Genomic DNA, 18,332 nt, shown 5'->3' on the forward strand with positions numbered 1-18,332 from the left:
CATGAACGGGTGGGACGAACAGGGACCCGGTGTCCTCCGGCTGCCGTCCGGACGCCTGGTACGGGGCCGGGGCCTGCGGCACGCGCTGGACCCGGACACGCCGAGACCGTCGTACGGAATCTATCTGCTCGGCGGCAGCCCGCCGGAGGTTCCCTGGACCTCCCACTGGCTCCGCTGGCCGGACTTCCGGCTGCCGGCGGACCGGGAGGAGTGCCGCACGGTACTGACGGAGGCATGGCGGCGGACCGCCGAGGAACGGGTCGAGATCGCCTGCGGAGGCGGCCGCGGCCGCACCGGAACGGCCCTGGCCTGCCTGGCGGTTCTGGACGGCGTGCCCCCGGAGAGGGCGGTGGCCTACGTCCGGGAGCACTACGACCGACGGGCGGTGGAGACGCCGTGGCAGCGCCGGTACGTCAGGCGGTTCCGGCCGGTCGGGTGAGGGTGTCGGCGACCGCCCGCGCCGCGTCGGCGACCAGCGCGTCGTCGCGTACGGCGTCCTGCGCGGGCATCGTCGACAGCACGGCCAGGACGATCGGGTCGCCGTCGTCGGTCCAGACCACGCCCACGTCGTTGGCGGTTCCGTAGGAGCCGCTGCCCGTCTTGTCGGCGATCGTCCACGTCTTCGGCAGTCCCGCGTGGAAGCGGTCCACGCTGGTCGTGTTGTTCAGCAGCCAGTGCGTGAGCAGCTCACGGTCCCGGCGGTTCAGCGCGTCGCCGAGGACCAGTCGGCCGTAGGTGCGACCGATGGCGTACGGGCTCGTCGTGTCCGTGCGCCGCCACGGCTCGGCGGTGTTGAGCTCGGGCTCCCAGCGGTCGAGGCGGGTCACCCGGTCGCCGAGGGAGCGGGCGAAGCGGGTGATCGCGGTGGGGCCGCCGAGTTCGCGCAGGAGGAGGTTGCCGGCCGCGTTGTCGCTGTGGGTGATGGCCACCTCGGCGAGCTCGGCGATCGTCATGCCCTCCGCTAGATGCGCGGCCGTCTGGTCCGAGCCCGGGATCACCAGGTCGTCCTCGGTGTAGTGGATCCGGCGGGCGAGGACCTCGCCGTCGCGGTCCAGGTCGCGCAGGACGGCGGCGGCCGCGAGGGACTTGAACAGGGAGCACATCGGGAAGCGCTCGCCGGCCCGGAAGCGGACGGACCGCTTGGTGGCGAGGTGGTGGGCGAAGACGCCGAGCCGGGCGTCGTACCGCTCTTCCAGCGCGCGCAGACGGGCGGTGACGTCGTCGGCGGCGTACGCGGTCGTGCCGGTCAGGACGGTGGCCGTGCCGGCGGCCAGGAGGGCGCGGCGGGACAGTTTTCCGGAGCCTAAGATCTTTCTCTCCTTCGCTCGGGGACAGCGGTCGATCTCGTCGGTTCACTTCTCGTCAATGATCGACGTCCGCGGTCATCCCTTGGTTGCACCTCCGTAGACCATCGGCGGACGGACAGGCCCGTCCGCGGCCGACACAGTGGCGGCATGGAGAAGACAACGGGGATCAACCGGGCACAGTTTCTCGCCGGGGCCGCTGCCGTGGGGGCCGCGGCGCTCCTGCCCGCGGGACGGGCCGATGCGAAGGGACGCCGGCAAGGACTCACCCGTCACGGCGTCGTCTACACCGTCGGCGAGGGCGAGACCCCCGCCACCGCCTGGAACGCCGCCCGCATGCGCGCCGACGTCCGCGCCATCCGCGACGACCTGCACGCCGACACCCTCGACGTCACCGGCGACGGCGTCGAACGCCTCACCGCCACCGCCGCCGAGGCCGCCGAACGCGGGCTGCACGTCTGGCTCCAGCCGACCCTCGGGGACGTCCCGCGGCGGGACATCCTCGACCATCTCGCCGAGTGCGGCCGGTTCGCGGAGCGGCTGCGCCGGCAGGGTGCGAGCGTCGAGCTCAGCGTGGGCTGCGAGTTCTGGCTGTTCGTGCCGGGGATCCTGCCGGGGGACACGGTCCTGGAGCGCGTCGAGAACCGGATGAAGGGCAGCTTCGACCCGGTGCGGATGCAGCGCGAGCTGGACCGCTTCACCGCGAAGGCGGCCGAGGTGGGCCGCTCGGTCTTCCACGGCCGTCTCAGTTACGCCGCCGCCCAGGACGACGAGGTCGACTGGAACCTGTTCGACGTGGTCGGCATCGACTACTACTCCTCCTTCCGCCGACCACGGGACTACGTAAGGGAGTTGCGGCAGTACCTGCGCCGGGGCAAGCCGGTCGCCATCACCGAGTTCGGCACCTGCGCCTTCGTGGGCGCCCCCGAGGCGGGCGGTATGGGCTGGAACATCGTCGACTACGACAAGAACCCGCCGGAGATCAGGGGAGACGTCGTCCGCAGCGAGCACACCCAGGCCGTCCATCTCACCCAACTCCTCGACGTCTTCGAGTCGATGGGCCTCTATGCGGCGATGGCCTTCGAGTTCCTCACCGCCGACGCCCCCCATCGCCCCGACGACCCCCGCCACGACCTCGACATGGCGAGCTACGGCATCGCCAAGGCGGTCAAGGACCGCCCCGACGACCCGCGTTCGGACTGGCACTGGGAACCGAAGGAGGCGTTCCACGCGCTGGCCCGCCGGTACGGAAGGTGCGCTCACTCGCAGTAGAGGTCCGCGGCCGGCCGCTTGCCCGTGGCCAGGAAGCGGGACACGGTCGCGTCACCGCACGCGGTGCCGTTGTCGAGGTAGGCGTCGTGGCCGGTGGAGTCGTTGGTGACCATGACGGCACGCCCGCCGAGCGCCTCGCGGAGCTTGAGGGCACCGCTGAGCGGGGTGGCCACGTCCCGTTCGTTCTGCACCATCAGGACGTTGGCGGGACCGCGGTCGGTGACGTGCACCGGTGCCTCCCTCGGCTCCCACGGCCAGGCGGCGCACGGCATCGCGTTCCTCGGCATGCCCCCGGTCAGCGGGTACTTCGCGCGGCTCTCGGCCACGCCCTTGCGGTAGATCTCCGGGTCGCTCGGCCAGTCGGCGTCGTTGCAGATGGTGGCGGCGGCGACCGCGGTGACGTTCTGCAGGACGGCCTCGGGCGGCCCCGCCGGCGCGGGCGGCACGGTGCCCTGCTGCGCGGCGCGGATCAGCCGGGTCAGTGCCGGGTAGTCGTCGGGGTCGTAGAAGGAGTCGAGCATCGACTGGCGCAGGACGTTGCCGTTGAGTTCCGCCGGGTTGGCGCCCGGCCAGGGGATCGGCTCCCGGTCGAGACGGGCGGCGAGGCCGAGGAAGAGCGGGCGCACCTCGGCGGCCGTGTCGGCGAGGCGGTCCGGATTGCCGGGCGCGGAGGCCCACTTGGCGAACTCCGGGAAGTTGTCCTCGGCGCCCCGCTCGAACGCGGCGAGCCAGGCGCGCTCCGCGAGGACGGGGTCGGGGTGGTCGTTGCTGTCCAGGACCACGCGGTCGGTGCGCTGCGGGAACAACTGGAGGTAGGCGGCGCCGACATAGGTGCCGTAGGACACGCCCCACGCGGACACCTTGCGCTCGCCGAGCGCGGCGCGCACGCGGTCGAGGTCGCGGGCCTCGTTGAGCGTACTGATGTGCCGGATGAGCGCGCCGCCGTTGCGCGCGCAGGCGTCGGCCATGCGCTTCCCCGCGGCCATGGTCGCGTCGACGGAGCCGTCCGGGGCGGGCCAGGGCAGCAGGGTCGTCCGGGCCAGGTCCCGCTGCTCCAGCCCGCAGTCGACGGCCGTCGAGGGCGCCATCCCGCGCGGCGCGAACCCGATCAGGTCATAGGCGTCCCGCACGGACTGCGGCAGCTTCTGCCCCTTCCTGGACGGGTCGTTCATGCTGTCACCACCGGGTCCGCCGGGGATCAGCAGCAGGGCACCGCGCCGGGCGTCCGGATTCTCGCTGCGGATACGGGAGACGGCGATCTCGATCTGCGGGCCGTCCGGGTCGGCGTAGTCCATGGGCACGGAGACGGTCGCGCACCGCTGACGCGGATCGAGACCGCTGCCCTCGCACGTGGTCCACTTCAGCGCCTGGGCGCCGGAGGAGGCGGAGGCGGACAGCGGGGTCAGGACACCGAAGACGACACCCGAGGCGGCGGCGATCAGGGCGAGGCTTTTCGTCATCTGCTTCATGGCAGGAGCCTCGCGGATCGAGCGCCACGACCCCATCCGGTCAACTGCCCGATCCCCAGGGGGGTTTACCCCCCTGGGGACTCTCGGGTCCACCCGCCCCAGGGGTGTTCGGAGAATGGCCGAAGTGGCGGTGGGGGTGTTTGTGCCGGTTCGGTTAGCCTCGGAGTCCCCGACGACGGAGGCGAGGCAGTGGTGGCGGCCAGTGTGGTGGTGATCGGCGCCGGGGTCTCGGGGCTCACCACGGCGGTGTGTCTGGCGGAGGCCGGCCTGGACGTCCGGGTGGACACCGACCGGCTCCCCGGCGCGACGACCTCGGCGGCCGCGGGCGCGATGTGGGACCCGTATCTGGTCGAGCCGCGCGACCTCGTCGACGTCTGGAGTCGGCGGACGCTGGCGGAGCTGACCGCGCTGAGCACGGACCCGGACACCGGAATCCGTCTCATGGAGGGCACGCACGAGTCCCGGATCCCCTGCGAGATGCCGGCCTGGGGCAGCGTGGTCGGCGCACTCCCGTGCCCACCGGAGGACCTCCGCGACGGCTATGTCACCGGCTGGCGCTACCGGGCGCCGCTCGTCGACATGCCCCGTTATCTGGACCATCTCGTACGACGGCTGGAGCGAGCCGGCGGATCCTTGCGGCAGCGCCGCTACGACACCCTCGGCGAGGCGCTCCGGGAGACACCGGTGGTCGTCAACTGCGCGGGCGCGGAAGCCCGGTTCCTCGCGGACGACCCGGCGGTGGACGCGGTGCGGGGGCAGATCGTCGTGGTCGAGAACCCAGGGATCGGGGCCTTCTTCTGCGACGACACCCCCGGCGCGGAGGACCTCACCTACATCTACCCGCACGCCGACGCGGTGGTCCTGGGCGGCACGGCCGAGCCGGGAAGCTGGGAACTGCGGCCCGACGAGGCGGCGACCCGGGAGATCGTACGGCGCTGTACCGCCGTGGAGCCGTCGCTCGCCGACGCCCGCGTGCTCGGCCGGCGGGTGGGCCTGCGACCGGTCCGCACCGGTGTCCGGCTCGCGGAGGAGTGGCGGGGCGACCGGCTGCTGGTGCACAACTACGGCCACGGCGGAGCGGGGCTGACCCTGTCCTGGGGCTGTGCCCGCGAGGTCGTGGACCGCGTCCGGGCCGCCAGGGTTCTCGCGTAGGCGAGAATGGGCTCATGAGTCTGTTCCGCTACGACGCCATCGCGCCGCGCACCCAGGGTGGAGGCGCGCGATGAGTCTCTTCCGCGACGACGGGGTCGTGCTGCGGACGCAGAAGCTGGGGGAAGCGGACCGGATCATCACGCTGCTCACGCGCGGACACGGGCGGGTGCGGGCCGTGGCCAGGGGGGTGCGGCGGACCAAGTCGAAGTTCGGGGCGCGGCTGGAGCCCTTCTCACATGTCGACGTGCAGTTCTTCTCGCGGGGGAGCGAGCTGGTGGGGCGCGGGCTGCCGCTGTGCACGCAGAGCGAGACCATCGCTCCGTACGGTGGCGGGATCGTCGCGGACTACGCCCGGTACACCGCCGGGACGGCCATGCTGGAGACCGCCGAGCGGTTCACCGACCACGAGGGCGAGCCCGCGGTGCAGCAGTACCTGCTGCTCGTCGGGGCCCTGCGCACCCTCGCCCGGGGCGAACACGCGCCCCACCTCGTCCTCGACGCCTTCCTCCTGCGCTCCCTCGCCGTCAACGGCTACGCGCCCAGCTTCAGCGATTGCGCGAAGTGCGGAATGACCGGGCCGAACCGGTTCTTCTCCGTGGCAGCCGGAGGCTCGGTCTGCGTGGACTGCCGGGTGCCCGGCAGCGTCGTACCGTCGCCGCAGACCCTGGAACTCCTCGCCGCGCTGCTTACGGGAGACTGGGAGACCGCGGACGCGAGTGAGCCGCGGTATGTCCGGGAGGGCAGCGGGCTGGTGTCCGCCTACCTGCACTGGCATCTGGAACGCGGGCTCAGATCCCTGCGTTACGTAGAGAAGCAACCCTGAGAGGGAGACGGGAACCACCATGGTCGTACGCGGGATCCTCGGTCGTCAGCGCCGTGAGTACAAGGCGCCCGAGCCGCACCCGTCCGGCGCCCGCGCGCCGAAGCTCCCCGGTGAGCTGATCCCCGAGCATGTGGCGATCGTCATGGACGGGAACGGCCGATGGGCCAAGCAGCGCGGCCTGCCCAGGACGGAAGGGCACAAGGTCGGCGCCGAGCGGGTGCTGGACGTGCTCCAGGGCTCGATCGAGATGGGTGTGCGCAACATCTCCCTCTACGCCTTCTCCACCGAGAACTGGAAGCGCTCGCCCGACGAGGTCCGCTTCCTCATGAACTTCAACCGCGACTTCATCCGCAAGACGCGTGATCAGCTCGACGAGCTCGGTGTCCGGGTGCGCTGGGTGGGGCGGATGCCCAAGCTGTGGAAGTCCGTCGCCAAGGAGCTCCAGGTCGCCCAGGAGCAGACCAAGGGCAACGACAAACTGACCCTGTACTTCTGCATGAACTACGGCGGCCGGGCCGAGATCGCCGATGCCGCGCAGGCCCTCGCCGAGGACGTGAAGGCGGGCCGCCTCGACCCGTCCAAGGTCAACGAGAAGACCCTCGCGAAGTACCTGTACTACCCGGACATGCCCGACGTGGACCTCTTCCTGCGGCCCAGCGGTGAGCAGCGCACCTCCAACTACCTGCTCTGGCAGAGCGCCTACGCCGAAATGGTGTTCCAGGACGTCCTGTGGCCCGACTTCGACCGCCGTGACCTGTGGCGGGCGTGCATGGAGTTCGCCTCCCGGGACCGGCGCTTCGGCGGAGCCGTCCCGAACGAGGAACTGCTCGCCATGGAGGAAGCGATGAAGGGCGAGCCGGAGGACTGACCTCCGACCCGCCCCGTCGTCGTCGTTCAGGGGATCAGCTCGTCGTCACCGCGGTGTCGTCGATCACGAAGCTGGTCTGGAGCGAGGAGTCCTCGACGCCGGTGAACTTCAGGGCGACCGTCTGACCGGCGAAGCCCGACAGGCTGAAGGACTTCTGGACGTACCCGGAGGCCGCGTTCAGGTTCGAGTACGTGGCCAGGGTCGTCGACCCGGCGGTCACCGTCAGCTTGTCGTACTGCGTGCTGGTGGTGGTCTCCGCGGTGTCGACGTGCAGGTAGAAGGTGAACGTCGTTCCCGTGCAGCCGCTCGGGATCGTCACCGACTGCGAGAGCGTGTCGGTGTGGGTGGAGCCGTAGCCGTCCAGCCACGCCTTGTACGAGCCGGTGCGGGCGGCCTGGCTGCTGGAGTTGGTGATCACTCCGCTGCTCGCGGTCCAGGTGGTGCTGCCCGACTCGAAGCCCTGGTTGCCCAGCAGCTGGGCGGAGGTGCAGCTGCCGCCGCCGGACGAGCTCACCGTCCAGGTGAAGGACGCCGTGCCGGTGGCTCCGGTGCTGTCGGTCACCGTGACCGTGGTGCTGTAGCTGCCGGCCGTGGTCGGGGTCCCGGAGATCAGCCCCGTGGAGCTGCTGATCGACAGACCGGTGGGCAGTCCGGTCGCGGCGTAGGTCAGTGAGCCGCTGTTGGTGGAACTGGCCGAGACCTGCAGGCTCACGGCCGTCCCGACCGTGGTGGACTGGCTGCCCGGGTTGGTCACCGTCACGCCGGTCGACGGCACGGTGATGTGGCTGCCGACGTTGATGCCCGCGAAGGCGTTGCCGACCCCGGCGTACTGCGCGGAGCTCGAGCCGTAGAGGGCGGCGGCCGCGTTCAGGGCGGCGGTGCGGGCCCCCGCGTAGGTGGTGCTCGACGTCATGTACGTCGTCAGCGCCTTGTACCAGATCTGCAGGGCGGCGGCCCGGCCGATCCCGGCGACGGCGACACCGTCGGAGGTCGTGCTGTTGTACGTGACCCCGTTGATGGTCTTGCTGCCGCTGCCCTCGGAGAGCAGGTAGAACATGTGGTTCGCGGGCCCGGACGAGTAGTGCACGTCGAGGTTGCCGACGCCCGAGTACCAGCTGTCGGCCGAGCCGCCGTCCTTGCTGGGCTTGTCCATGTACCGCAGCGGCGTGCCGTCGCCGTTGATGTCGATCTTCTCGCCGATGAGGTAGTCGCCCACGTCGGTCGAGTTGTTGGCGTAGAACTCCACGCCGGTGCCGAAGATGTCGGAGGTCGCCTCGTTCAACCCCCCTGACTCACCGGTGTAGTTGAGCCCTGCCGTGTTGGAGGTGACGCCGTGGGTCATCTCGTGGCCGGCCACGTCGAGCGAGGTCAGCGCGTGGGTGCTGCCGGTGCCGTCGCCGTAGGTCATGCAGAAGCAGTCGTCGTCCCAGAAGGCGTTGACGTACGCCGAGCTGTAGTGGACGCGGCTGTAGGCGGCGACACCGTCGTTCTTGATGCCGCTGCGGCCGAAGGTGTTCTTGTAGAAGTCCCAGGTCTCCTGGGCGCCGTAGTGGGCATCCACACCGGCGGTCTGGGTGTTGGAGCCGGAGCCCGTGCCCCAGACGTCGTCGGCGTCGGTCATCAGGGTGCCGGTGCCCGAGGTGCCGTTGTTGAGGCTGTACGTCTTGTGGCCGCCGCGCGAGGTGTCGTACAGCTGGTACGTCGAACCGGACAGCGTGGTGCCCATGGTGACCGTGCCGCTGTACTGGCTGTTTCCGGTGCCGGTCTCGACGCCCTCGAAGCGGGAGAGCTCGGCGCCGGTCGTGGCGTCGGTGACGACGTGCAGCTTGCTGGGCGTGCCGTCGTCCTGGAAGCCGGAGACCACCGTCTCCCACGCGAGCTTCGGGGTGCCGGAGCCGGCCCAGATCACCTTGCGGGCGCTCTGCGCGGCGGGCTTCTCGGCCTTGAGCGCCTTGGCGGTCTTCAGCGCCTTGGTCTCGGCGGCCGCCTTGCCGAAGGTCGCGGTCGTGGACTTGACCGAGACGGTACGGCGGTTGTTGTTGAAGGTGGTGCTCACGGTGCCGGCCGCCAGGGAGGCCGGGGGCGTGTGCACGACCAAGTCGCCGCCGAGGACGGGGAGGCCGTCGTAGGTGCGCTCGTAGCGGGTGTGCAGGGTGCCGTCGTTGTCCTTGACGACGTCCTTGACGACCAGCTTCTCCTTGGCGCCGAGGCCGAGGGAGCCGGCGGTCGCCCCGGCCTTGCCGGACGCGCTCTTGATCAGTGCGGTGCGCTGGGCGGGGGAGAGCTTGGCTTCCAGCCCTCCGGCACGCAGCGGGCTGGGGTGGGGGGAGGCGGGCCCGGCGGCGGCGGGGACCGTCTGGACGCCTACGGCGAGGAGGGACGCGGCGGCGACCAAGGACGCGGCGACGGCTGATCTTCGTGGGGAGGGTCTCACTCGTACTCCTACTGCTACGACGGGGTGGAGGTGCCGTGCGGGAACTGCGTGAGAGCTGGGGGGAGCGTGGCACTGTTGACCCGTCCATGTCATGCAAAGGAGGCCGAGTCAAGGGTTAACCCTCGGCTCGGCTGTGAGGCCCTTGTGGGTCAGCCCTGGGCGGCCGCGCAGTCCGCGCAGGTGCCGAAGATCTCCACGGTGTGCGCCACGTTGACGTATCCGTGCTCGGCGGCGATGGCGTCGGCCCACTTCTCGACGGCCGGTCCCTCGACCTCCACCGCCTTGCCGCAGACCCGGCAGACCAGGTGGTGGTGGTGCTCGCCGCTGGAGCAGCGGCGGTAGACGGACTCGCCGTCGGAGGTGCGCAGGACGTCGACCTCGCCCGCGTCGGCGAGGTTCTGGAGCGTGCGGTAGACCGTGGTCAGACCGACGGCGTCGCCCTTGTGCTTGAGCATGTCGTGCAGTTCCTGCGCGCTGCGGAACTCGTCGACCTCGTCGAGGGCCGCCGCCACAGCGGCCCGCTGCCGGGTGGCGCGGCCCTTCACGGGCGGTCCTGCGGTCGTCACGGGTTCCTCCTTCGATCGGCCTGCCGGGCCATTGTGCCAGTCCGGCCTGTGCCGGGTCAGACGCCGACCGTGCCGTCCGCCTCCCGACTGGCCGGAATCGCACACTCCGCGGGGTCCGGGACGGGGCGCGCGGCGGCGGCCGCCCGGGCCCGTCGCCTGGCCAGCGGGGTGGCCAGCCCCGTCAGCACGACGAAGGCCCCGATGGTCAGCAGCACGATCGTCGCGCCGGGCGGCACGTCCTGGTAGTACGAGGTCACGGTGCCGCCGATGGTCACCGTCACGCCGATCGCCACCGCGATCGCGAAGGTCGCCGCGAAGCTCCGGCTGAGCTGCTGCGCCGCCGCCACCGGCACCACCATCAGCGCGCTCACCAGCAGCAGCCCGACCACGCGCATCGCGACGGTCACCGTCACCGCGGCCGTGACCGCCGTCAGCAGGTTGAGCGCCCGCACGGGCAGACCGGTGACCCGCGCGAACTCCTCGTCCTGGCTGACCGCGAAAAGCTGCCGGCGCAGACCGAGGGTGACGAGCACCACGAACGCGGCGAGCAGGCAGATCGCCGTCACGTCGGACTGACTCACGGTCGACAGGGAGCCGAAGAGGTACGACGTCAGGTTGGCGTTCGAGCCGCCGGGCGCGAGGTTGATGAACATCACGCCGCCGGCCATACCGCCGTAGAAGAGCATCGCGAGGGCGATGTCGCCCCGGGTCCTGCCGTACCAGCGGATCAGCTCCATGAGGACCGCGCCCAGGACCGAGATCAGGGTCGCCATCCACACCGGCGACCAGGAGAGCAGGAAGCCGAGGCCTACGCCGGTCATCGCGACATGGCCGATGCCGTCGCCCATGAGGGCCTGGCGGCGCTGGACGAGGTAGATACCGACGGCGGGGGCGGTGATGCCGACCAGGACGGCGGCGAGCAGCGCCCGCTGCATGAAGGCGTAGTCGAGGAAGTCCATCAGCTCAGCAGTCCCGTGCGGATCGGCTCGTGGTCGTGGGGGTGGACGTGGTCATGGCCGGGCAGGGCGTGCTGGCCGACGGCTCGCGGGGGTGGGCCGTCGTGCTGGACGCAGCCGTCGCGCAGGACGACCGCCCGGTCGATCAGGGGCTCCAGCGGGCCGAGTTCGTGCAGCACGAGCAGGACCGAGGTGCCCTGGGCGACCTGTTCCCCGAGCGTCCGCGCCAGCACCTCCTGGCTGGCCAGGTCCACGCCCGCCATCGGCTCGTCCATGATCAGCAGCTCGGGTTCGGAGGCGAGCGCGCGGGCGATCAGCACCCGCTGGTGCTGGCCTCCGGAGAGGGCGTCGACGGAGTCCTTCGCGCGGTCCGCCATGCCGACCAGCTCCAGGGCCCGGCGCACGGCTTCCTTGTCGGCCTTGCGCAGCACACCGAAACGGGCCCGGGACAGGCGCCCGGAGGAGACGATCTCGGTGACGGTCGCGGGGACGCCGCCCGCGGCGGTGGTGCGCTGCGGGACGTACCCGACCCGCGCCCAGTCCCCGAACCGCCCGCGCGGGGTGCCGAAGAGCTCGATCTCCCCCGCGGACAGGGGCACTTGGCCGATGATCGTGCGGATCGCGGTGGACTTGCCGGAGCCGTTGGCGCCGAGCAGCGCGACGACCTCACCGCGGTGCACGGTGAGGTCGATGCCGCGCAGGACGGGCCGCGAGCCCAGGTCGGCGCGGACTCCGCGCAGCGCGATGACGGGCTCGGTCATGCCGTCCTCCGGTGTCATTTCGCTCCCAGTGCGCTCTGCAGCGCCTTGAGGTTGGCTTCCTGGACCGCGAAGTAGTCCTTGCCGCGGGACTTGGCGGTGATGCCCTCGATCGGGTCGAGGACGTCCGTCTTGAGCCCGGCGTCGGAGGCGATGGTCTTCGCGGTCTTGTCGCTGACGAGCGTCTCGTAGAACACGGTCGTGACGCCGTCCGCCTTCGCCATCTTCTCAAGGTCCTTGACGCGGTCGGCGCTGGGCTCCGACTCGGGGTCGAGGCCGTTGATGGCCTCCTCGGTGAGGCCGTAGCGCTCGGCGAGGTAGCCGAAGGCGGCGTGCGTGGTGACGAAGACCTTGGTGTCGGTGTTCTTGAGCCCGGTCTCGAACTCGGTGTTCAGGGCGTCGAGCTTCTTCACGAGAGCCGCGGTGCGCGCCCGGTAGTCGGCCGCGTGGTCCGGGTCGGCCTTCTCGAAGGCCTTGCCGACGCCCTCGGCGACCTGGGCGTAGCGCACCGGGTCGAGCCAGATGTGGGGGTCGAGACCCTCGAGTTCACCGTTCGCGTGGTCGTCGTGTTCGGCCGCGTGGCCGCCGACCTCGTTGCCGTGCTTCTCCAGCTCGGTGAGGGAAGAGGCGTCGATCTTGGTCTTGATCTCGGACTGGTTCACCGCGTCGTCGACGGAGGGCTGGAGGTTCTTGAGGTAGAGCACCGCGTCGGACTCCTGGAGCTGCGCGGTCTGCTTGGCGCTGATCTCCAGGTCGTGCGGCTCCTGACCGGGCTCGGTCAGGCTGGTGACGCTCACATGGTCGCCGCCGATCTGCTCGGCGAGGAAGGCCATCGGGTAGAAGGACGCGACGACGTCGAACTTGCCGGTGCCGCCCGCGGCGGCACTGTCGGTGGAGCAGGCGGAGAGGCCGGCGAGGGCCGCGGCCGCGGCGACCGCGGGTATGAGGTGACGTCGTACGTTCATGACAGTCATTTTCATCAAATATGGAAACCGTTGTCAACAAACGGGCTGAGCGGCACCGATTTGATTGGGGGGCAGCCTCCGCCGGTAACCTGAAGCATTCGCTCTGAAGCACTGCTCCGTAGAGATTGCTTCGTCGCCCGTCGTCGTAATGAAGAGAGCACCGTGGCCGCCGACAAGATCGACACCATCGTCAGCCTGAGCAAGCGCCGTGGCTTCGTATTCCCCTGCAGTGAGATCTACGGTGGCCAGAAGGCCGCCTGGGACTACGGACCGCTGGGTGTCGAGCTCAAGGAGAACCTGAAGCGTCAGTGGTGGCGTTACATGGTGACGTCCCGCGAGGACGTGGTCGGTATCGACTCGTCCGTGATCCTGGCCCCCGAGGTCTGGGTCGCGTCCGGTCACGTCGCCACCTTCTCCGACCCGCTCACCGAGTGCACCTCCTGCCACAAGCGGTTCCGCGCGGACCACCTGATCGAGGCCTACGAGGCCAAGCACAAGCGCGAGCCGGAGAACGGCCTGGCGGACATCAACTGCCCCAACTGCGGCAACAAGGGCCAGTTCACCGAGCCGAAGCAGTTCTCGGGTCTGCTCTCCACGCACCTCGGCCCGACGCAGGACACCGGCTCCATCGCCTACCTGCGCCCCGAGACCGCCCAGGGCATCTTCACCAACTTCGCCCAGGTGCAGGTCGCTTCGCGCAAGAAGCCGCCGTTCGGCATCGCGCAGATGGGCAAGTCCTTCCGCAACGAGATCACGCCCGGCAACTTCATCTTCCGCACCCGCGAGTTCGAGCAGATGGAGATGGAGTTCTTCGTCAAGCCGGGCGAGGACGAGAAGTGGCAGGAGTACTGGATGGAGCAGCGCTGGAACTGGTACACGGGCCTGGGTCTCCGCGAGGAGAACATGCGCTGGTACGAGCACCCGGCCGAGAAGCTCTCGCACTACTCCAAGCGCACCGCCGACATCGAGTACCGCTTCCAGTTCGGCGGCAACGAGTGGGGTGAGCTGGAGGGCGTGGCCAACCGCACCGACTACGACCTCGGCGCCCACTCCAAGGCCTCCGGCCAGGACCTCGCCTACTACGACCAGGAGGCCGGCGAGCGCTGGACGCCGTACGTCATCGAGCCCGCGGCGGGTGTCGGCCGCGCGATGCTGGCGTTCCTGCTCGACGCGTACGTCGAGGACGAGGCGCCCAACGCCAAGGGCAAGCTGGAGAAGCGCACCGTACTGCGCCTCGACCACCGCCTGGCCCCGGTGAAGGTCGCGGTCCTCCCGCTCTCCCGCAACGCCGAGCTGTCCCCGAAGGCCAAGGGTCTCGCCCAGGCGCTGCGGCAGAACTGGAACATCGAGTTCGACGACGCCGGCGCCATCGGCCGCCGTTACCGGCGCCAGGACGAGATCGGTACGCCGTACTGCGTGACGGTCGACTTCGACACCCTCGAGGACAACGCGGTGACGGTCCGCGAGCGGGACTCCATGAAGCAGGAGCGGGTGTCTCTCGACCAGATCGAGGGTTACCTGGCCGGGCGCCTCGTCGGCTGCTAGCTCCACCCGTTCGTCTTTGGCCCCCGATACAGGCCTCGCTTTGGCCCTGTGTCGGGGGCCGTTGCGTGTCCAGGCTGGCCCCATGAGCCTCGCCTTTCTCCTCACCACCCTCGTCGTGGTCGCCACTCCCGGCACCGGAGTCGTCTACACGCTCGCCGCCGGGCTCTCCCGCGGTCCTCGCGCGAGCGTCGTCGCCGCGTTCGCCTGCACGCTCGGGATCGTGCCGCACGTCCTGGCCACCGTCACCGGGCTCGCCGCGCTGCTGAACGCGAGTGCGGTCGCATTCCAGGCGGTGAAGTACGCCGGGGTCGCCTACCTCCTGTACATGGCCTGGGCGACCGTGCGGGACAAAGAGGTGATCGAGGTCGACCAGGGCGGCGCGCCCCTGTCCGCGGGGCGCGTGATCGCCCGGGGGGTGCTGATCAACCTCCTCAACCCGAAGCTGACGATCTTCTTCTTCGCGTTCCTGCCCCAGTTCGTGAGCCTGACCGAGCCGCACGCGCTGCCGCGCATGCTGGTGCTGAGCGGCGTCTTCATGCTCGCGACCTTCCTGGTCTTCGCCGCCTACGGGGTGCTCGCGGCCTCGGTCCGCAGCCATGTGATCTCCCGGCCCCGGGTCATGGCCTGGCTGCGGCGGAGTTTCGCGGCCTCCTTCGTGCTGCTCGGAGCCAAGCTGGCCACGACCGACGCGTGAGCACCGCATGACAGATGACAGCTGACAGATATTGAAATCTGTCAGCTGTCATGGCAAGGTGAACGTCATGACGATGCGAACCCGAACCCTCGGAACCACCGGCCCCCAGGTCTCCGCCCTCGGCCTCGGCTGCATGGGCATGTCCGGCATGTACGGCGAGACGGACCGCGCGGAGTCGATCGCCACCATCCACGCCGCCCTGGAGGCCGGCGTCACCCTGCTGGACACCGGCGACTTCTACGGCATGGGCCACAACGAACTGCTGATCAGCGAGGCACTGCGCACCGCCCCGGCCGCCCTGCGCGAGAACGCGCTGCTCAGCGTGAAGTTCGGCGCCCTGCGCGACCCGGACGGCGCCTGGGCCGGCTTCGACGGCCGCCCCGGCGCCGTGAAGAACTTCGCCGCGTACTCCCTGCAGCGCCTCGGCGTCGACCACATCGACGTCTACCGGCCCTCCCGGCTCGACCCGCAGGTGCCGATCGAGGAGACCGTCGGCGCGATCGCCGAACTGGTGGAGAAGGGCTGGGTCCGGCACATCGGGCTCAGCGAGGTCGGCGCCGACACCATCCGCCGGGCGGCCGCGACCGCCCCGATCGCCGACCTCCAGATCGAGTACGCCCTCATATCCCGTGGCCCCGAGCGGGAGATCCTGCCCACCCTGCGCGAGCTGGGCATCTCCGTCACCGCGTACGGAGTGCTCTCCCGCGGGTTGATCTCCGGCCACCTCACGGCCGACCGGCAGCTCGCCGCCAACGACTTCCGCGCCCACTCGCCCCGCTTCCAGGGCGAGAACCTCCAGCACAACCTCACGCTGGTCGAGTCCCTGCGCAAGATCGCCGAACAGAAGGGCGTCACGGTCGCGCAGATCGCCATCGCCTGGGTGCTCTCGCGAGGTGACGACATCGTGCCGCTGATCGGCGCGAGGACCCGCGAACGGCTCGGCGAGGCACTCGGCGCCCTGGACGTGATCCTGGACGCCGCCGACCTCGCGGCCATCGAGGACGCCGTACCGGCGGACGCGGCGGCCGGCCAGCGGTACGCGGCCCCGCTGATGGCCATGCTCGACAGCGAACGGTGAACACCGTGCCAGGTACGGTCTAGGCATGCCACCGAGCACCGAGACCCTGACCGCCGAGCGCATCCTCGAAGCAACCGAGGAGGTGCTGCGCCGCCACGGCCCGGCCAAGGCCACCGTGGTCGACGTGGCCCGCGCGCTCGGCGTCAGCCATGGCAGCGTCTACCGGCACTTCCGGACGAAGGCGGCGCTGCGGGAGGCGGTGACGAAGCGGTGGCTGGACCGGACGACGGGGATGCTGGCCGGAGTCGCCGAGGCGGACCGTGACCCGGAGGCCCGGCTGCGGGAGTGGCTTGCCGCGCTCTTCGAGGCCAAGCGCCGCAAGGCGGGCGACGATCCGGAACTGTTCGCCACGTACACGGTGCTGACCGGTGAGAACGAGGCGGTCGTCGAGCACCTCACCGAGCTGACCGACCAGCTGACCCGCGTCGTCCAGGACGGCATCGACGCGGGCACCTTCACCGTCACCGCCCCGGCCACCACGGCCCGAGCCCTCTTCCAGGCCACGGCCCTCTTCCACGACCCCGGCTATGCCGGTGAGTGGGAAAAGCCGGGCGCGGAAGAGGAGTTCACGGCGCTGCTGGACCTGCTGGTACGCGGCCTGAAGGCCTGAGAGCCGCTACGTCTGCGACGGGTCCACCGTCGCCTGGTGTTCTTCCGCCAGGTGTTCCTCCGCCTTCAGCCAGGGCAGGAACTGCGCTCCCTTGCGCCAGCCGCAGGTGTCACATCTGATCGTGCGTTGCGCGCCCTTGCGCTGCACTTGGACCACGTGTTCGCGGCCGTGCTGGTCCCAGCGGCTCACCCTGCTCGTGTTGATCTGCAACATGTGCCTCGCCTCCGGCTAGGAGTGTGCAGCAAGAACAACATCAACAGCAGTATCTTCACGGGGCGTTCGCGAGGACTTGAGCCGGGCCGGCGGCCCGGTCAGTCGATCGTGCGCGGCAGACGCAGGCTCAGTATGCCCGTCAGGGCCACCCCGGCCAACTGGACGAGGAGCGTCGTCACCAGGGCGTCCCGCATGCCCATGCCCGGCGCCAGGGCGAGGAAGAGGGTGCCCAGCGTGGCCACGCCGAGGGCCAGGGAGACCTGCTGGGTGGTGACCATCACGCCGCTGCCGACACCGGCCCGGGCGGGCGGCACCTCGGACAGGACGATCCGGAAGACCACGGGCAGTTGGAGGGCCTGGCCGACGCCGGCGATCGCGCCGCCGGGGAGGAGGGGGAGCAGACCGAGGTCCGGCCAGGAGGAGTGCGCGGCCAGGATCATCAGGCCCAGGCCGACCCCCTGGATCAGCGCGCCCGCGGTCACCACCCGGGTGCCGTGGCGGGCGATCAGCCGCGGTCCGGCGATCGACGTGAACAGGAACGTCACCGCCAGCGGGACCAGCGCGAGACCCGCCTGGACGGGGCTGCGGCCCGCCCCCTCCTGGAGCGCCACCGCGATCACGAACATGAAGCCCGCGAAGCCCATCGAGAAGGGCAGGATCAGCAGCAGACCGCGGCGCAGGGACACCAGCTCGAAGAGGCTCGGCGGGACCAGGGGAGTGCGGCCCCCGCGGTCCGCCCTGAGCTCCACCGCGAAGAACGCCCACGCCAGGAACGGGAACGCCGCCAGCGACAGCCACGTCCACAGCGGCCAGCCCGCCGCCCTGCCCTCGGTCAGCGGGGCCAGCAGCGCGAGCAGGGTCGCCGCCAGCAGGACCGTGCCGGGGCCGTCCACCGGCTCCGGGCGGGGGGAACGGGTCTCGGGGACCGTACGGGCCGCGAGGAACAGGCCGAGCAGGACGACCGGGACGTTCACCAGGAACGCCGCCCGCCAGCTCGTGCCCGCGATGTCGGCCGCCACCAGGACACCGCCGAGGATCTGGCCGGCCACCATGGCGAGGCCCGCCGTGGCGCCGTACAGGCCCATCGCCCGCGCCCGGCGGGGTCCGGCCGTCGCCGACTGGATCGTGGCGAGCACCTGCGGCAGCATCGCCGCCGACGCGGCGCCCTGGGCGACCCGCGCCGCGACCAGCGTCCACGCGGTCGGCGCGAGCCCGCATGCCAGCGAGGTCAGCCCGAAGGCCAGCATGCCGCCCAGGAACAGCCGGCGCCGTCCGAAGAGGTCGCCGAGGCGGCCGCCGAGGACGAGGAGGACGGCGTACGACAACCCGTAACCCGCCACGACGAGTTCGAGGACCGACTCGCTCGCGGAGAGGTCCGCGCCGATGGTGGGCAGCGCGACGTTGACGATGAAGAAGTCGATGAGGGGGAGTGCCGCGGCGAGCAGCACCGTGAACAGTCCGAGGCCGCCCAGCTGGGGTGGCGCGGCCGGGCGGGCGGAGTGTGGAGTGGTGGTTTCGGTGGTCACGCCCATGAGCCTGCGCCCGCTCCCAGAGGGGTACCAGAGTCTTCTTATCCTGGTAGAAGAACCACCTGGCAACAGGGTCCCGACGGAGGCAGGCTGGAG

The 18,332-nt window shown here is 70.6% G+C and carries 18 protein-coding genes; 9 read left to right on the forward strand and 9 right to left on the reverse strand.

Going from position 1 to position 18,332, the window contains the following annotated elements:
• Position 1 precedes the first annotated feature (1 nt).
• Complete coding sequence (locus AQJ46_RS11280; RefSeq protein ID WP_225887299.1) at positions 2–439, forward strand: protein-tyrosine phosphatase family protein; 438 nt, start codon at positions 2–4, stop codon at positions 437–439.
• Here AQJ46_RS11280 and bla read toward each other — a convergent pair.
• Positions 414–1,343: a class A beta-lactamase gene (bla, locus tag AQJ46_RS11285; RefSeq protein WP_059205422.1), complete on the reverse strand. Its 930-nt coding sequence runs from the start codon at positions 1,341–1,343 to the stop codon at positions 414–416. The genes AQJ46_RS11280 and bla overlap by 26 nt on opposite strands.
• A gap of 111 nt (positions 1,344–1,454) precedes the next feature.
• Here bla and AQJ46_RS11290 point away from each other — a divergent pair, with 111 nt between their 5' ends.
• Entirely contained in the window at positions 1,455–2,576 is a 1,122-nt protein-coding gene (locus tag AQJ46_RS11290; RefSeq protein WP_059205423.1) for a hypothetical protein, read from the forward strand.
• On the opposite strand, the gene AQJ46_RS11295 is transcribed toward AQJ46_RS11290, so the two are convergent.
• Positions 2,564–4,045: an alpha/beta hydrolase gene (locus tag AQJ46_RS11295; RefSeq protein ID WP_059205424.1), complete on the reverse strand. Its 1,482-nt coding sequence runs from the start codon at positions 4,043–4,045 to the stop codon at positions 2,564–2,566. The two genes, AQJ46_RS11290 and AQJ46_RS11295, sit on opposite strands and share 13 nt — an antisense overlap.
• Before the next feature lie 192 nt (positions 4,046–4,237).
• Here AQJ46_RS11295 and AQJ46_RS11300 point away from each other — a divergent pair, with 192 nt between their 5' ends.
• The 3 genes from AQJ46_RS11300 (at position 4,238) to AQJ46_RS11310 (ending at position 6,888) form a co-directional block, all read left to right on the forward strand.
• The gene (locus AQJ46_RS11300) at positions 4,238–5,197 is read left to right on the forward strand and encodes an FAD-dependent oxidoreductase (RefSeq protein WP_059205835.1); all 960 of its coding nucleotides are present in this window, start codon (positions 4,238–4,240) and stop codon (positions 5,195–5,197) included.
• 70 nt (positions 5,198–5,267) lie between these two features.
• A complete protein-coding gene (gene recO / locus AQJ46_RS11305) occupies positions 5,268–6,020 on the forward strand; it encodes a DNA repair protein RecO (RefSeq protein WP_059205425.1) in 753 nt (250 codons plus the stop codon).
• 19 nt (positions 6,021–6,039) lie between these two features.
• Entirely contained in the window at positions 6,040–6,888 is an 849-nt protein-coding gene (locus AQJ46_RS11310) for an isoprenyl transferase (RefSeq protein WP_057615755.1), read from the forward strand.
• A 34-nt stretch (positions 6,889–6,922) separates the two neighbouring features.
• Here the strand turns inward: AQJ46_RS11310 and AQJ46_RS11315 are convergent, their stop codons facing one another.
• From AQJ46_RS11315 to AQJ46_RS11335, 5 genes are all read right to left on the reverse strand, one after another.
• Positions 6,923–9,322, reverse strand: coding sequence for a M4 family metallopeptidase (locus AQJ46_RS11315; RefSeq protein ID WP_059205426.1), 2,400 nt, complete (start codon positions 9,320–9,322; stop codon positions 6,923–6,925).
• A 149-nt stretch (positions 9,323–9,471) separates the two neighbouring features.
• Positions 9,472–9,888, reverse strand: a complete 417-nt coding sequence (locus AQJ46_RS11320; RefSeq protein WP_057615751.1) for a Fur family transcriptional regulator — start codon at positions 9,886–9,888, stop codon at positions 9,472–9,474.
• Positions 9,889–9,944: 56 nt separating this feature from the next.
• Positions 9,945–10,847, reverse strand: coding sequence for a metal ABC transporter permease (locus AQJ46_RS11325; RefSeq protein WP_059205427.1), 903 nt, complete (start codon positions 10,845–10,847; stop codon positions 9,945–9,947).
• Entirely contained in the window at positions 10,847–11,623 is a 777-nt protein-coding gene (locus AQJ46_RS11330) for a metal ABC transporter ATP-binding protein (protein ID WP_057615747.1), read from the reverse strand. Before AQJ46_RS11330 ends, AQJ46_RS11325 begins: the two co-directional genes overlap by 1 nt.
• The gene (locus AQJ46_RS11335; RefSeq protein ID WP_059205428.1) at positions 11,620–12,567 is read right to left on the reverse strand and encodes a metal ABC transporter substrate-binding protein; all 948 of its coding nucleotides are present in this window, start codon (positions 12,565–12,567) and stop codon (positions 11,620–11,622) included. Before AQJ46_RS11335 ends, AQJ46_RS11330 begins: the two co-directional genes overlap by 4 nt.
• 162 nt (positions 12,568–12,729) lie before the next feature.
• Here AQJ46_RS11335 and AQJ46_RS11340 point away from each other — a divergent pair, with 162 nt between their 5' ends.
• The 4 genes from AQJ46_RS11340 (at position 12,730) to AQJ46_RS11355 (ending at position 16,494) form a co-directional block, all read left to right on the forward strand.
• Positions 12,730–14,112: a glycine--tRNA ligase gene (locus AQJ46_RS11340; RefSeq protein WP_057615743.1), complete on the forward strand. Its 1,383-nt coding sequence runs from the start codon at positions 12,730–12,732 to the stop codon at positions 14,110–14,112.
• Between the two features lie 82 nt (positions 14,113–14,194).
• Entirely contained in the window at positions 14,195–14,806 is a 612-nt protein-coding gene (locus tag AQJ46_RS11345; RefSeq protein WP_059205429.1) for a LysE family translocator, read from the forward strand.
• Between the two features lie 67 nt (positions 14,807–14,873).
• Complete coding sequence (locus AQJ46_RS11350) at positions 14,874–15,884, forward strand: aldo/keto reductase (RefSeq protein ID WP_059205430.1); 1,011 nt, start codon at positions 14,874–14,876, stop codon at positions 15,882–15,884.
• Positions 15,885–15,909: 25 nt separating this feature from the next.
• Entirely contained in the window at positions 15,910–16,494 is a 585-nt protein-coding gene (locus AQJ46_RS11355) for a TetR family transcriptional regulator (protein WP_059205431.1), read from the forward strand.
• Between the two features lie 6 nt (positions 16,495–16,500).
• Here the strand turns inward: AQJ46_RS11355 and AQJ46_RS11360 are convergent, their stop codons facing one another.
• On the reverse strand, positions 16,501–16,707 hold the full coding sequence (locus tag AQJ46_RS11360; protein ID WP_059205432.1) for a hypothetical protein: 207 nt from the start codon (positions 16,705–16,707) through the stop codon (positions 16,501–16,503).
• A 98-nt stretch (positions 16,708–16,805) separates the two neighbouring features.
• Positions 16,806–18,239, reverse strand: coding sequence for an MFS transporter (locus AQJ46_RS11365; RefSeq protein ID WP_059205433.1), 1,434 nt, complete (start codon positions 18,237–18,239; stop codon positions 16,806–16,808).
• Positions 18,240–18,332 lie beyond the last annotated feature (93 nt).

Source organism: Streptomyces canus (genome assembly GCF_001514145.1).
Classification (GTDB): Bacteria; Actinomycetota; Actinomycetes; order Streptomycetales; family Streptomycetaceae; genus Streptomyces; species Streptomyces canus.

What these genes read in the sequence shown, in the direction of transcription:
- AQJ46_RS11355 (WP_059205431.1), top strand. Translation starts at nt 15,910, where the DNA reads ATGCCACCGAGCACCGAGACCCTGACCGCCGAGCGCATCCTCGAAGCA.
- AQJ46_RS11330 (WP_057615747.1), bottom strand. Translation starts at nt 11,623, where the DNA reads ATGACACCGGAGGACGGCATGACCGAGCCCGTCATCGCGCTGCGCGGA.
- AQJ46_RS11280 (WP_225887299.1), top strand. Translation starts at nt 2, where the DNA reads ATGAACGGGTGGGACGAACAGGGACCCGGTGTCCTCCGGCTGCCGTCC.
- AQJ46_RS11295 (WP_059205424.1), bottom strand. Translation starts at nt 4,045, where the DNA reads ATGAAGCAGATGACGAAAAGCCTCGCCCTGATCGCCGCCGCCTCGGGT.
- AQJ46_RS11310 (WP_057615755.1), top strand. Translation starts at nt 6,040, where the DNA reads ATGGTCGTACGCGGGATCCTCGGTCGTCAGCGCCGTGAGTACAAGGCG.
- AQJ46_RS11335 (WP_059205428.1), bottom strand. Translation starts at nt 12,567, where the DNA reads ATGAACGTACGACGTCACCTCATACCCGCGGTCGCCGCGGCCGCGGCC.
- AQJ46_RS11290 (WP_059205423.1), top strand. Translation starts at nt 1,455, where the DNA reads ATGGAGAAGACAACGGGGATCAACCGGGCACAGTTTCTCGCCGGGGCC.
- AQJ46_RS11360 (WP_059205432.1), bottom strand. Translation starts at nt 16,707, where the DNA reads ATGTTGCAGATCAACACGAGCAGGGTGAGCCGCTGGGACCAGCACGGC.
- AQJ46_RS11325 (WP_059205427.1), bottom strand. Translation starts at nt 10,847, where the DNA reads ATGGACTTCCTCGACTACGCCTTCATGCAGCGGGCGCTGCTCGCCGCC.
- AQJ46_RS11350 (WP_059205430.1), top strand. Translation starts at nt 14,874, where the DNA reads ATGACGATGCGAACCCGAACCCTCGGAACCACCGGCCCCCAGGTCTCC.
- AQJ46_RS11345 (WP_059205429.1), top strand. Translation starts at nt 14,195, where the DNA reads ATGAGCCTCGCCTTTCTCCTCACCACCCTCGTCGTGGTCGCCACTCCC.
- recO (WP_059205425.1), top strand. Translation starts at nt 5,268, where the DNA reads ATGAGTCTCTTCCGCGACGACGGGGTCGTGCTGCGGACGCAGAAGCTG.
- AQJ46_RS11365 (WP_059205433.1), bottom strand. Translation starts at nt 18,239, where the DNA reads ATGGGCGTGACCACCGAAACCACCACTCCACACTCCGCCCGCCCGGCC.